The sequence below is a fragment of the Roseovarius sp. TE539 genome (genome assembly GCF_003298505.1).
GTDB lineage: Bacteria > Pseudomonadota > Alphaproteobacteria > Rhodobacterales > Rhodobacteraceae > Roseovarius.
Genome location: NZ_QNGB01000019.1, coordinates 1 through 12,826, shown reverse-complemented (window position 1 = coordinate 12,826; position 12,826 = coordinate 1). Strand labels below are relative to the sequence as shown.

Below are 12,826 nucleotides of genomic sequence, written 5' to 3'. Positions count from 1 at the left end.
GATATAGGCGTGTTGGCTGCGCAGTGAAAGGCCGCTGTCCGAAAGCTCAGGCCGCGATCCCGAAGCCGCGCAGCCCGTCAAGCACGAACTGCACCGCCAGCGCCGCCAGCAGCATTCCCAGAAGCCGCGTGACCACGATGATGCCGGTCCGCCCCAGAGCGCGTTCCAGAAGCCCGGCGGCGAGGAAAAGGATCAGCACCAGCGCGATCACCACCACCATGACGCCCACCACCCAGGCCAGCCCCGCAAGGCCCGGCTGCTGCCCGGTGAGCAGTATCACCGAGGCGATCGAGCCCGGACCGGCAATGAGCGGGATGGCCAGCGGAAAGATCGAGGGATCGTCGCTGTCGTCCTCCTCCTCTTCCTCCACGCGGGTCTGGCGGCGCTTGGTGCGGCGCTCGAAGAGCATGTCGAGCGCGGTGAGAAACAGAAGAATGCCCCCGGCGATGCGGAAGGCGGGCATGGAGATGCCGACGAAGCCCAGCACCGCCTCGCCGAAGGCGGCAAAGAGCGTCAGGATCAGGACCGACGTGATGCAGGCCCTGAATGCGATGGCGCGGCGGCGGTGCGCTGTCATGCCCTGAGTCAGCGCCACGAAAAGCGGTGTCATGCCGATCGGATCGATGATCACGAAAAGCGTGACGAAGGCGGTGATCAGAAAGGCGGGGTCCATGGCGGGTTTCTCGTGTATGCTGAAGGCATGCCTAGGACGCGACCGGGTGATGTGCAAGCGCCGCAGAAGGTGCGGCATGCCGGGACTCGGCGAATTCCATACCCTTGAGCCGGAACGCCGGCCGGATCGGGATACGGCACGATCCCATGCCGCCCGTTTTGCCGAGGCCGCGGTGTTGTGGGTTCCGGCTTGGGTGCACCGTTTGATTTTCTCATGACGGCTCCGCGCGGGCCATGGCCCCGCGGGAAAGCATCCACGCGGCCGACGCGCTGTAGCGCCGGCCCAAGGCGGGCAGCCCTCAGCCTTCAGCGTTTTCGAGTTTCTCGAGTGCCTTCATCCACAGGGCCTCGGCGCGTTCGAGCCCCTCCATCACCTCGGCATATTTGCGTTGCCAGACCTGGGCCTCGTCGGCGCGGTCGGGATCGTAAAGGGCGGGATCACCGAGCTTGGTCGCCAGCCGGTCGCGCATCTCGTTCAGTTTTTCGACCCGTTGCTCGCATTTGCGCACGTCCTGGCGCAGGGCCTGCAGCGCGTCGCGCGCGGGGCGCGCCGGCTTGGCGGGTTTGCGCGATTTCGACGGGGCGGCGGGCTTGTCGGCGCTCAACAGCAACGCGCGATAGCTTTCCAGATCGCCGTCATAAGGCGCAACCCGGCCGTCCTTGACCAGCCAGAGCCGATCGGCCACCAGGCTGAGAAGGTGCATGTCGTGGCTGACGAGGATCACCGCACCAGTATAGGCGGTCAGCGCCTCGACCAGCGCCTCGCGGCTCTCGATGTCGAGGTGGTTGGTCGGTTCGTCGAGGATCAGCATGTGCGGCGCGTCGATCGTCGCGATCATCAGGCTGAGCCTGGCCTTCTGACCGCCCGAAAGGCGCCCGACGGTCGTATCCGCCTGTTCCGCCCCGATGCCGAACCCGCCAAGCCGCGCACGCAGTTTCGCCGGCGCCTCACCCGGGCGCAGGCGGCGGATATGGTCGATGGGCGTCTCGGCGGGCCGCAACTCCTCGACCTGGTGTTGCGCGAAATAGCCCACGCGCAGCTTGGAGGCGGCGTGAATGCGCCCGTCCATCGGGTCCAGCCGGCCGGACAGCAGCTTGGACAGGGTCGATTTGCCTTCACCATTGCGCCCCAGAAGCGCGATCCGGTCATCCTGGTCGATACGCAGATCCAGACGGGACAGCACGGCCTTGCCATCATACCCCACCGCCGTGTTTTCCAACCGGACGATGGGCGGCGAAAGTTCCTCTGGTTCCGGAAACGAAAAGGCACGCAATGCGGCCTCCTGCGGGCGGGTGATCGGCTGCATGCGCGCCAGGGCCTTGATCCGGGCCTGCGCCTGACGGGCCTTGTCGGCCTTGTAGCGGAACCTGTCGACGTAGGATTGCAGATGCGCGCGGCGCGCCTCCTGTTTCTTGGCCTCGGATTCGGCGGCGGCCACCCGGGCCGCCCGGGTTGTGGCGAACGTGTCGTAGGGGCCGTTGTAAAGCGACAGCTTGCGGTCCTCCAGATGCAGTATATGGCCAACGGCGCGGTTCAGGAGCCCGCGGTCATGGCTGATGATCAGCACCGTGTGGGGGTAGCGGGCAAGATAGCTTTCCAGCCACAGCGCGCCCTCCAGATCGAGGTAGTTGGTGGGCTCGTCCAGCAACAGCAGATCCGGCTGTGCAAAGAGCACCGCCGCAAGCGCCACCCGCATCCGCCAGCCGCCCGAGAAGGCCGAGCATGGCTGCGCCTGCTCGGCGTCGGTAAAGCCCAGCCCCTTGAGGATGGACGCGGCACGGGCCGGCGCGCCCCACGCGTCTATATCCGCCAGCCTGGTCTGCACCTCGGCGATGCGGGTGCCTTCCGTGGCGGTTTCGGCCTCGTCCAGAAGCGCCGCCCGCTCGGTGTCGGCCGCCAGCACAGTGTCGATCAACGACACCTCGTTGCCGGGCACCTCCTGCGCGACGCCGCCGATCCGAGCCCGTGGCGGCAGGATGATCCGGCCCGACTCGAGCGCCAGTTCGCCACGGATCAGGCGGAAGAGCGTCGTCTTGCCGGTCCCGTTGCGCCCGACGATTCCCACCTTGTGACCATCCGGTATGGTGGCCGAACCGTGTTCGAGAAGCGGCCGGCCGGCGACCGAGTAGGAGATGTCTTCGATGCGTAGCATGGGCGCGGGTGTGGCGCAGGTGGCCGGGGCTGTCAATCGGGCAAGGGGCCGGGGGCGCCGGCGGTGTCAAGATGCGGCTTTTCAACCCGTTCGCCCCATGCTATCGGAGCCGCGATCCAAGGAGGGCGGGCAGGGGGCCGGCCCGCGGAACCCGAACGGAAAAGAGGCTGATAATGGCGATTGAGCGCACCCTGAGCATCATCAAACCCGATGCCACCAACCGCAACCTGACCGGCAAGATCAACGCCAAGTTCGAGGAGGCCGGCCTGCGCATCATCGCGCAGAAGCGTATCCAGCTGACCCCGGCGCAGGCCGGTGTCTTCTACGCGGTTCACAAGGAACGCCCCTTCTACGGCGAACTGTGCGAATTCATGGCCTCGGCGCCGGTTGTCGTGCAGGTTCTCGAGGGCGAGAGCGCCATCGCCAAGAACCGCGAAGTGATGGGCGCCACCAACCCGGCTGATGCCGCGCCGGGCACGATCCGGGCCGAATTCGCGGAATCGGTGGGCGAGAACTCGGTTCACGGGTCCGATGCGCCTGAAACCGCTGCCGCCGAGATCGCCTACTTCTTCTCGGGGCTCGAACTGGTCGGCTGATCCGTCGCCGATGGCACCGCGCATGGGCCGTCCCGGCGGGGCGGTCCTTTTCTTTCCGGTCCGGTTCCTGTCGAGCCGGAAAGGTCGAGGCGCTTTGCCGTCACTGGCTTTTGGCCTGCCTGATCATCGTGTGCTTGGCCGCGCGGGGCGCTGCCGCCCGAGGCTCAGATCGACGCGAAGTCGTTGAACACCTGCCTCGAGATCGTCCGCGCAGCCGGCGCGGGTGTGGCGGGTGTCGTCCCCGGCGTGGGGGCGGGGGCGGGCCTTTCGGGCTTGGCGGGCTCCGTGTGGTCTTGACTGGTGGCGGCGGATGCCATTGGACTGCTCCTTTGTTATCGAAGCGGGTCAGGCCGCGCCTGACCGGCGCTTGAGTTATCCCGGCAGTGTTGCAGTGGAAACGGGCGTGCGTCTGGTCTAAATCCGGTAAAAACGCGGCAATATCATGCGTCCATCCTGTCGATCACGGTGACGCCATGGCCACGGAATTCGTCCATCGCGCGCAGGGCCTCACCCGCGCCGCTGAGCGGGATACGCGCGGTCACCAGGGCGCCGGGATCCAGCCGTCCGGCCGCAACCATGTCGAACAGCGCCGAGAATCGCGCCGCGCCGATCCCGCGCGACCCCACGAGGCTGATCTGGCGGGCGTAGACCAGTTCCAGCAGGGGCAGGGACGGCGTGGCGTGGGCACCCACAGGCATTCCGATCTGGACATGCCGGCCCAGTTTGCGCAGACCGCGCAGCGAGTTTCCGAAAGTTTCGGTCAAGCCCAGGGCCTCAACCGAGACATGCGCACCGCCATCGGTGGCGTCACGCACGGCGTCGCCCACATCCGGTGCTGCCGCGGCGGCATCAATGGTTTCGGTCGCACCCAGGTCACGGGCCATCGCAAGCGCCTGCGGGTTGATGTCCACGGCAAGAACCCGTGCCCCAATCGCCGCCCCGATCATCACCGCCGAAAGGCCCACGCCGCCACAGCCGTGCACGGCCAGCCACTCGCCCGGAGCCAGTGTGCCCCGGTCCACCACGGCGCGGAACGCGGTCGTCACCCGGCATCCCATGCCTGCCGCGGATACGAAATCGACGGTTTCGGGCAGGCGGACAAGGTTGAAATCGGCATGCTGTACCGCCAGACGTTCCGCGAAAGCACCCCAGCCGGTGAAGCCGATCACCTGCTGGTGATCGCAGATCGTCGGATCACCGCCGCGGCAATCCGGGCAACTGCCGCATCCGAGGATGAATGGCGCGGTCACGCGGTCCCCGATGCGGAACCGGTGGCATTCAGGCCCGGTTTCCAGGACTTCGCCGGCGAATTCATGGCCCATCACGTGCGGGAGCACGACATCGGGATCGGCCCCTTTCCAGGCGTGGTGATCGGAACGGCAAACGCCGCAGGCACGTATCGCGATGACGGCGCCGTCGCGCGGGCAGGTGGGATCCGCGACCACTTCCAGATCGACGGACCCATCGAATTCGGTTATCAGGGCGGCCTTCATGTACAAGCCTGCAAATGGTGTTTCGCTGCTGCATACCCTGCAGCCGGACGGCGCAATAGCGTGGATGCGACAGTCAAACGTCGTAAATTGCCGCGGCATGTCGTTTGTGGTGGCAATCCTTGCCGTCGTGATCGTGCCCCGGGAACGGGCATGACAGGACGACCGGGGGTGGCTATGCTGCGGGGCCACCCGGCAGGAGGATCGCACAATGAAGGAACCGCCGCTGCGTCAGGACCCGCACGGGACACGCGAACGCAAGGAAAAGAACCTGGAAACGGCGATCGGCCGCGAGGTTCGCGATTGCCGGCATCGGCGCGGGCATACGGTGGCCGATCTGGCCGCGGCGGCCGGGTTGTCGGTGGGCATGCTGTCAAAGATCGAGAACGGTGTCACATCTCCGTCCCTGACCACGCTGCAGGCTCTTTCCGAGGCTCTGGATATGCCTCTGACCGCCTTTTTCCGACGATTCGAGGAGCGCCGAGAAGCAGTGCACATGCGCGCGGGCGAGGCGGTAGAGATCGAGCGCGCGGGAACTCGGGCTGGGCATCAGTACAATCTTCTTGGGCATCTTGGGGCCAATACCAGCGGCGTGGTCGTGGAGCCCTATCTGATCACCCTCAACGAGGCGTCCGACATTTTTCCGACGTTCCAGCACCCGGGGATCGAGCTTCTGTATATTCTCGAAGGAGAGGTCGGATACCGGCACGGGGACCGGAGTTTCCATCTGCGCCCGGGCGACAGCCTGTTCTTTGATGCGGATGCGGCACATGGCCCCGAGGAATTGATCAGCCTTCCGATCCGGTATCTGTCGGTCATTTCCTATCCGCAGGGCGGCGGTTAATCGGGCGCATCAAGCGCGTAGCGCACCGGACTAAGCGGGTTCTGGCCGCGAGCCCGGGGCAGAGCAACCCGGAGGTATTTCCTGAGTTGCGTCGAGGTGGTGCCGAAATGCGCCCAAACCTCTTCTTCGGAAACATCGTCCGGTATGATCGCGACATCGCCGCTGTACCAGTCCGAAGGTGTGGCGGCGCCGGTCTTGGCGCGCAGTTGCAGCGCCTGTATCACGCGCAGGATCTCTTCGGTGTTGCGGCCCACGAAGATCGGATATTCGAAGATCATCTGCAGGCGCAGCGCGGGGTCTATGACGAAGCTCTTGCGGATGGCCCAATCCTGCGACTCTTTCTCGTGCATCATCCCGAAGAGCCGTGACAATTGCAGCCCGGGATCGTGCGCGGTCGGAAACGTTACCCGGGTATCGAAGAATTCCTCGATTTCCTGGTGCCAGGCCTTCAGTTCCGGCACCGTCGAGCCGGTCAGGCCAAGCACCTTGACATTGTTTGCTTCCCAGGCGGCATCATAGGAAGCCAGCGATGCGACCTCGGTCGTGCAGACAGGCGTGAAAGCCGCCGGATGGCTGAACAGATGAACCCAGCTTCCCGAGGCCCATTCCCAGAACCCCAGTTCGCCCTGCGTCGTGGCGACGGTGAAGTCGGGAACGATGTCGCCGATCTGCGGCAGCCACTTGACGCTTCGACGATAAGCGCGGGGGAGCTTGAGTATCTCGTTCCCCGGACCACGGGGCGAAAAGAACTGTATCGTCATTCTCCATCTCCTGCGATTGAGGTTGCATGTGAAGACCTGATTGGCCCCGTGGCGATCGGTCTAGTTGGCGGTATCGGCAGGAGTTTGGCGGGATTGTCTAAATTTGTGTAAATGTGTTATCGTTATTGTGCATTTGGAGCAGACTGCATTCTTGTCATGGTTGTCCTCCCTCTAGGTAAATGTCCAAGCGTTCAGGCGCTTCGGCAGGACTCGCCTGGAAACCGAAACGCATCAATGAGTGATGGGTTGCCATGACAGGTTGCAAAAGCGGGTATGCAGACTCACCATTTGTGATTGTTCGGTGATCGGGTTATTTTCGGCGGTTTCCAGATCGGCGGCGCCCCGCGGGTAAAGGGAATTGGCCACCACTGACGCAAGAAAGGGCTTGAAATGCCAACGAACACCGCGCTGGTCCTGGACGAGGATCAGGAGACGCAGGAGCTGATTGTCGAACGCCTGAAGTCCGAAGGTATTTCGGCGCTGACCTGTCAGCGGGCGGATATGGTCAAGGATACGGTTGTGCAGAAGGGCGTGGACATCTGCTTTATCGGATCGCGGGCGTGGGGCATGGACGGCTTGGAAATCGTGCGCGAACTGCGGCAGGATACATCGTCGGGCATCATGGTCCTTGGGCACAGCAATGACGAGGTGGATGTGGTCCTGGCGCTGGAAATGGGCGCCGACGATTACCTGAGCAAGCCTGTCCGACCGAAAGAAATGTGCGCGCGGGCCAGGTCGGTCATGCGTCGCGTGCTTTCAGTGCGGACGGAGCTCAGGACGCCGCGGCCGCTGCCCGAGCACTATCTGCTGCAACTGGGCGACCTGGAGATCTGCGCAATCGCGCGCAGTGTTTCACTCGCCGGTCAACCGGTGAACCTGACGGCGCTGGAATTCGATGTGCTGTGTGCGCTGGCTGCACAGAGCAACTCTGTCCTTTCACGCGACAGGATCATCGAATCGGTGCGCGGCAGCGACTGGTCGGTAAATCATCGCTCGGTCGACGGGATCGTCAGCCGTCTGCGCCGCAAGCTGTTTTCCGACGACGACGGGAGCCTGCGAATAAAGACAGTTCACGGCCGCGGATACATGCTGGTCGTGTGATGCCGTCTGGCGTGGTTTCCCCTAGTGAAAATTTAATTCTTTTAATTGAAATCCATCAGGTTGGCGGATAAACTCCGGCGGAGCGTGATTCACGGGGTCTATACTGATGTGCGGAATTGTCGGCCTGTTTCTCAAGGATGATGGCTTGCGCCCCGAACTCGGTGCGATGCTGACCGAAATGCTTGTCACGATGACGGATCGTGGCCCCGACAGCGCAGGACTCGCCGTTTACACCCCGGGCCGGGAGCCGGGGCAGGCAAAGCTGACGGTTCAGGCCGCCGATCCATCGGATTTCGAAGGGCTTGACCGGGAAATATCCGGTGTTGTCGGGGCCGATGTGGCGATGACCGTCAAGGACAGCCATGCGGTGATCGGACTGCCGCGGGAAATGCTTGACCGGGGGCGGACCGCCCTTCGGGACCTGCGCCCGGACATCCGCGTCATGAGCGCCGGCGAGACCATCGAGATATACAAGGAGGTCGGCCTGCCCGGCGATGTGGCCAAACGGTTCGACATCCCCGGACTACAGGGCACGCACGGGATCGGGCACTCCCGCATGGCCACGGAATCGGCGGTGACCACGCTGGGCGCGCATCCATTCTCGACAGGGGCGGATCAATGCCTCGTGCATAACGGATCGTTGTCCAATCACAATTCCCTGCGCCGGAAGCTGGCGCGTGAAGGGGTCGCTGTGGAAACCGAGAATGACACCGAGGTCGCGGCCGCCTACCTGACGCGCGAGATGCAGCAGGGCAGCAGCCTGGGCCGGGCTCTGGAAAGCGGGCTGGCCGATCTTGACGGGTTTTACACGTTTGTCGTCGGCACGCGTGACGGCTTCGGTGTCGTACGTGACCCGATCGCCTGCAAGCCCGCCGTGATGGCCGAAACCGATCAATATGTTGCCTTTGGCAGCGAATACCGCGCGTTGGTGGGGCTTCCGGGTATCGACATTGCCCGCGTATGGGAGCCCGAACCCGCCACGGTCTATTTCTGGAAGCACTGAAATGCAGACGTTCGATCTTGAATCGATGGGCCTTCGCGATCTGAACGCTGCCCTTCAGGGGCAGGGCCCCGATACCAACGAGACATCCCGGGAAGTGGTCAATCCGCGCGGCAGTCACGCCCTCGCGGTGGGGCTTGATGCGCCGCTCGATGTCACGGTGCATGGGTCCACCGGGTATTATTGTGCGGGCATGAACAGCCGCGCCACGATCCGGATTACCGGAAGCGCCGGACCGGGCGTGGCCGAGAACATGATGTCCGGGACCGTGATCGTGGAAGGCGACGCCAGCCAGTATGCCGGGGCCACAGGGCATGGCGGGCTGCTGGTCATCCGCGGCAACGCCAGTTCGCGGTGCGGTATCTCGATGAAGGGGATCGACATCGTGGTGGGGGGCGATGTCGGTCACATGTCGGCTTTCATGGCACAGAAAGGCAACCTCGTGATTTGCGGGGATGCCGGGGACGCCCTCGGGGATTCGATCTACGAGGCGCGGCTCTTCCTGCGCGGACGGGCAAAGGGCCTTGGCGCCGATTGCGTCGAGAAGGAAATGCGCCCCGAGCACCTGGAGCTTCTGGCGGGGCTTCTGGACCGGGCTGGCATGAATGCCCGCCCCGAGGATTTCAGACGTTACGGCTCGGCCCGCGGGCTGTACCATTTCGATATCGACAACGCCTATTGAGGAGAGGCCCATGGCCGAGGACCAGCCCGCCGGCGCACCGCGTACCTTGCCGATCCAGTCGGCCACTTTCACCGCCGAGGTCAATGCCGAGATCCGACGCGCCGCGGCCACGGGCATTTACGACATCCGCGGCGGCGGGGCCAAGCGGCGGGTGCCGCATTTCGACGATCTGCTGTTTCTGGGGGCGAGCGTTTCACGCTACCCGCTGGAGGGTTACCGGGAGCGCTGTGACACCAATGTCATACTGGGAACCCGCCATGCGAAAAGACCCATCGAGATCGACATACCGATCACCATCGCCGGAATGAGTTTTGGCGCGCTCTCGGCCCAGGCCAAGGAAGCTCTCGGGCGCGGGGCGTCGGCCGCCGGCACCTCCACCACGACCGGTGATGGCGGCATGACACCCGAGGAACGCGGGCAGTCTACCAAGCTTGTCTACCAATACCTGCCGTCACGCTACGGGATGAACCCCGAGGACCTCCGCAAGGCCGATGCGATCGAAGTGGTCGTGGGGCAGGGGGCCAAGCCCGGCGGCGGCGGGATGCTTCTGGGCCAGAAGATCAGCCCGCGGGTGGCCGAGATGCGTGATCTGCCCGAGGGGATCGACCAGCGCAGCGCCTGCCGGCACCCGGACTGGACCGGGCCGGATGATCTGGAGATCAAGATTCTGGAGCTGCGCGAGATCACCGGGTGGGAAAAGCCGATCTATGTCAAGATCGGCGGCGCCCGGCCCTATTTCGACACCACACTCGCCGTGAAGGCGGGTGCGGATGTCGTGGTCCTTGACGGAATGCAGGGGGGCACTGCGGCCACCCAGGACGTTTTCATCGAACATGTCGGCCAGCCCACGCTTGCCTGCATTCCCGAGGCGGTCCGCGCGTTGCAGGACATGGGCCTGCACCGCGAGGTGCAGTTGATCGTGTCGGGCGGTATCCGCTCCGGCGCCGACGTGGCCAAGGCGATCGCGCTCGGGGCGGACGCGGCCAGCATCGGCACCGCGGCCATGGTGGCCATCGGTGACAACGACCCGAAATGGGAAGCGGAATACCGGCGGATGGGTACCACAGCGGGCGCCTATGACGACTGGCACGAGGGCCGCGATCCGGCCGGCATCTCGACCCAGGATCCGGATCTGGCCGCGCGCCTCGACCCGGTGGAGGCGGGGCGGCGCCTGCGCAATTACCTCAAGGTGATGACGCTGGAGGCGCAAACGCTGGCCCGTGCCTGCGGCAAGAGCCACGTGCGCAACCTGGAACCGGAGGATCTGTGCGCCCTGACGATGGAGGCCGCTGCCATGGCCCGCGTGCCCTTGGCCGGCACCGACTGGTGGCCCGGCAAGAGGGGACAGGACTTCTGAGTCAGAGGCCGCTTGCGCAAAAACCGACAACAGGGAAAGGGATGACGAAAATGACAAGAGACCTTGCCGCCTTCGCCGCGGAAAACGGCGTGAAGTATTTCATGGTTTCGTTCACCGATCTTTTCGGGGCGCAGCGTGCCAAACTGGTCCCGGCTCAGGCGATCGGTGACATGCAGGAAGAAGGCGCGGGCTTTGCCGGATTCGCCACTTGGCTGGACATGACCCCGGCGCATCCGGACATGTTGGCGGTTCCCGATCCCGCGGCGGTTATCCAGCTTCCCTGGAAGCCCGAGGTCGCCTGGGTGCCCGCCAACCTGATGATGGAGGATGCCGAGGTGGAGCAGGCCCCGCGCAACGTGCTGCGGCGTCTGATCGAAACCGCGGCGCGGGCGGGCCTTCATGTCAAGACCGGGGTCGAGGCGGAGTTCTTTCTGCTGACGCCGGAGGGCGACAGGATCAGCGATCCCTTCGATACCGCCGAGAAGCCATGCTATGACCAGCAGGCGGTGATGCGACGCTACGACGTGGTGCGCGAGGTCTGCGACTACATGCTCGAAATGGGCTGGGGCCCTTATCAGACCGATCACGAGGACGCCAATGGCCAGTTCGAGATGAACTGGGATTTCGACGATGCGCTCGCCACCGCGGACAAGCATTCCTTCTTCAAGTTCATGGTCAAGTCGGTGGCCGAGAAACACGGCCTGCGCGCCACCTTCATGCCCAAGCCGATCGAGGGGCTGACCGGCAATGGATGCCACGCGCATATCTCGGTTTGGGACGCACCGGGTTCCGAGGCCGGGACAAACGTTTTTGCCACCGAACTGGGGACCGGCCCGGCAGGGGAACTGGGCCTGAGCGAACAGGGCACGCATTTCCTCGGCGGGATCATGAAACACGCCTCGGCCCTCGCGGCGATCACCAATCCGACGGTCAACAGCTACAAGCGCATCAACGCGCCGCGCACTGCATCCGGCGCCACATGGGCGCCCAACACCGTGACCTGGACCGGCAACAACCGCACCCATATGGTGCGGGTGCCGGGCCCGGGGCGCTTCGAACTGCGCTTGCCGGACGGGGCCGCCAACCCTTATCTCCTGCAAGCGGTGATCATCGCGGCAGGCATGTCCGGCATTCACCACAAGGCCGATCCGGGGAAGCGTTACGACATCGACATGTATGCCGAGGGCCACAAGGTGCGTGGCGCGCCGAAACTGCCGCTCAACCTTCTGGATGCCCTTCGGACATACGATAAGGACAAGGAACTCAAGAAGATGATGGGCAGCCCGTTTTCCGAAGCGTACCTCGGAATGAAGCACCGGGAGTGGGAGTCCTTCGTGTCGCATTTCTCGAACTGGGAAAAAGAGCACACGCTGGATATCTGATCCGGGTTCCGCCGCGCCTGCCGGGACCGGTGTTGTGCCGAGGGCGGGTATGCGGGACGGAGTTGCCGTTTACTGAGGCTGCGCGAATGTCTGCTTCAGAATTCTGCCACGGCTATTGATCACTGATCCGTTGTTCCTCAACTCTCGCTTGCCAAGTTTCAATCAGAAACAGGGCCATGGACCCAGCAAGGTTAACCGTCAAAGCGGCATGACGCGGCTTGAACGGAACTCGTGAGCGCCCCCCAGCATGGGCATCACCACCTTTGTTGCGCAAAGAACCAATACTTTGAACGACGCTCTGGCAGTTTCCCAGAATCGTTTTGAACACTTCTTCTTGGTGCTGCGATGGTGCGAGTTTTAAAACTTTTGCGGCTTCAGAATAGAGTTTCGGCACATTCCATTTCGCCTCCCACTTTGCACCGCTGTCCTCGATGATGTGTTTGCAGATCTCTTCAAGGAGCGTACTTGCGGCGGTCACGGCGCCGTCAGGGTCGGTTGTTCGCCTCTCCAAAGCCTTCGCCCAAAAAGCTTGGACAGCAGGAGCATCATAGACATCAAGACCGTCTGTGATCGTGGCGTCTGCCGCGCCGCCACCTGACTCGAGGAAGGTCAATAGCGGTATGAAGGCGTCAGTAACGTGGCCTCGGCGAATGGACCACGAATGTGAATCGGCATGCAAAAGTGACCCACTTGGGTGGGTATGATCATCTAAAACTGACCCACCTGCATTGTTAACATCCGTGCGCTTTGGCACGGAGGAAGAGCAGGTGTTACTGATGGAAACGTCA

12 protein-coding genes are annotated in these 12,826 nt (G+C 63.8%); 7 read left to right on the top strand and 5 right to left on the bottom strand.

The features are described from left to right. Positions 1 to 46: 46 nt before the first annotated feature. On the bottom strand, positions 47 to 673 hold the full coding sequence (locus DQW77_RS12310) for a MarC family protein (RefSeq protein ID WP_113258531.1): 627 nt from the start codon (positions 671 to 673) through the stop codon (positions 47 to 49). 298 nt (positions 674 to 971) lie between these two features. After that, positions 972 to 2,825, bottom strand: a complete 1,854-nt coding sequence (locus DQW77_RS12305; protein WP_113258530.1) for an ABC-F family ATP-binding cassette domain-containing protein — start codon at positions 2,823 to 2,825, stop codon at positions 972 to 974. 173 nt (positions 2,826 to 2,998) lie between these two features. Here DQW77_RS12305 and ndk point away from each other — a divergent pair, with 173 nt between their 5' ends. Next, on the top strand, positions 2,999 to 3,421 hold the full coding sequence (gene ndk, locus DQW77_RS12300; protein WP_113258575.1) for a nucleoside-diphosphate kinase: 423 nt from the start codon (positions 2,999 to 3,001) through the stop codon (positions 3,419 to 3,421). A 440-nt stretch (positions 3,422 to 3,861) separates the two neighbouring features. Here the strand turns inward: ndk and DQW77_RS12295 are convergent, their stop codons facing one another. Then, positions 3,862 to 4,914 carry a zinc-dependent alcohol dehydrogenase family protein gene (locus tag DQW77_RS12295; RefSeq protein ID WP_113258529.1) on the bottom strand — a complete coding sequence of 351 codons (1,053 nt, stop codon included), beginning with the start codon at positions 4,912 to 4,914 and terminating at the stop codon, positions 3,862 to 3,864. A 208-nt stretch (positions 4,915 to 5,122) separates the two neighbouring features. Here DQW77_RS12295 and DQW77_RS12290 point away from each other — a divergent pair, with 208 nt between their 5' ends. After that, positions 5,123 to 5,755, top strand: a complete 633-nt coding sequence (locus DQW77_RS12290; protein WP_113258528.1) for an XRE family transcriptional regulator — start codon at positions 5,123 to 5,125, stop codon at positions 5,753 to 5,755. On the opposite strand, the gene DQW77_RS12285 is transcribed toward DQW77_RS12290, so the two are convergent. Then, positions 5,752 to 6,516: a redoxin domain-containing protein gene (locus DQW77_RS12285; RefSeq protein ID WP_113258527.1), complete on the bottom strand. Its 765-nt coding sequence runs from the start codon at positions 6,514 to 6,516 to the stop codon at positions 5,752 to 5,754. The two genes, DQW77_RS12290 and DQW77_RS12285, sit on opposite strands and share 4 nt — an antisense overlap. Positions 6,517 to 6,906: 390 nt before the next feature. On the opposite strand from DQW77_RS12285, the gene DQW77_RS12280 reads away from it, so the two are divergent. The 5 genes from DQW77_RS12280 to glnT all read left to right on the top strand — a co-directional run bounded on the left by DQW77_RS12280 (position 6,907) and on the right by glnT (position 12,038). Further along, positions 6,907 to 7,617 carry a response regulator transcription factor gene (locus DQW77_RS12280; protein WP_113258526.1) on the top strand — a complete coding sequence of 237 codons (711 nt, stop codon included), beginning with the start codon at positions 6,907 to 6,909 and terminating at the stop codon, positions 7,615 to 7,617. Between the two features lie 106 nt (positions 7,618 to 7,723). Beyond that, positions 7,724 to 8,620 carry a glutamine amidotransferase family protein gene (locus DQW77_RS12275; protein ID WP_113258525.1) on the top strand — a complete coding sequence of 299 codons (897 nt, stop codon included), beginning with the start codon at positions 7,724 to 7,726 and terminating at the stop codon, positions 8,618 to 8,620. A gap of 1 nt (position 8,621) precedes the next feature. Further along, a complete protein-coding gene (locus DQW77_RS12270; RefSeq protein ID WP_113258524.1) occupies positions 8,622 to 9,299 on the top strand; it encodes a protein GlxC in 678 nt (225 codons plus the stop codon). A 10-nt stretch (positions 9,300 to 9,309) separates the two neighbouring features. Continuing rightward, positions 9,310 to 10,656, top strand: a complete 1,347-nt coding sequence (locus DQW77_RS12265) for an FMN-binding glutamate synthase family protein (RefSeq protein WP_113258523.1) — start codon at positions 9,310 to 9,312, stop codon at positions 10,654 to 10,656. Positions 10,657 to 10,706: 50 nt separating this feature from the next. Further along, positions 10,707 to 12,038, top strand: coding sequence for a type III glutamate--ammonia ligase (gene glnT / locus DQW77_RS12260; RefSeq protein ID WP_113258574.1), 1,332 nt, complete (start codon positions 10,707 to 10,709; stop codon positions 12,036 to 12,038). A 112-nt stretch (positions 12,039 to 12,150) separates the two neighbouring features. Here glnT and DQW77_RS12255 read toward each other — a convergent pair. Further along, positions 12,151 to 12,826 (bottom strand): abortive infection family protein (locus tag DQW77_RS12255; protein WP_113258522.1); only part of this gene is annotated, 676 nt, incomplete at its 5' end.

Coding starts and splice junctions, on each gene's coding strand:
- DQW77_RS12310 (WP_113258531.1), bottom strand. CDS start 673: ATGGACCCCGCCTTTCTGATCACCGCCTTCGTCACGCTTTTCGTGATC.
- DQW77_RS12305 (WP_113258530.1), bottom strand. CDS start 2,825: ATGCTACGCATCGAAGACATCTCCTACTCGGTCGCCGGCCGGCCGCTT.
- ndk (WP_113258575.1), top strand. CDS start 2,999: ATGGCGATTGAGCGCACCCTGAGCATCATCAAACCCGATGCCACCAAC.
- DQW77_RS12295 (WP_113258529.1), bottom strand. CDS start 4,914: ATGAAGGCCGCCCTGATAACCGAATTCGATGGGTCCGTCGATCTGGAA.
- DQW77_RS12290 (WP_113258528.1), top strand. CDS start 5,123: ATGAAGGAACCGCCGCTGCGTCAGGACCCGCACGGGACACGCGAACGC.
- DQW77_RS12285 (WP_113258527.1), bottom strand. CDS start 6,516: ATGACGATACAGTTCTTTTCGCCCCGTGGTCCGGGGAACGAGATACTC.
- DQW77_RS12280 (WP_113258526.1), top strand. CDS start 6,907: ATGCCAACGAACACCGCGCTGGTCCTGGACGAGGATCAGGAGACGCAG.
- DQW77_RS12275 (WP_113258525.1), top strand. CDS start 7,724: ATGTGCGGAATTGTCGGCCTGTTTCTCAAGGATGATGGCTTGCGCCCC.
- DQW77_RS12270 (WP_113258524.1), top strand. CDS start 8,622: ATGCAGACGTTCGATCTTGAATCGATGGGCCTTCGCGATCTGAACGCT.
- DQW77_RS12265 (WP_113258523.1), top strand. CDS start 9,310: ATGGCCGAGGACCAGCCCGCCGGCGCACCGCGTACCTTGCCGATCCAG.
- glnT (WP_113258574.1), top strand. CDS start 10,707: ATGACAAGAGACCTTGCCGCCTTCGCCGCGGAAAACGGCGTGAAGTAT.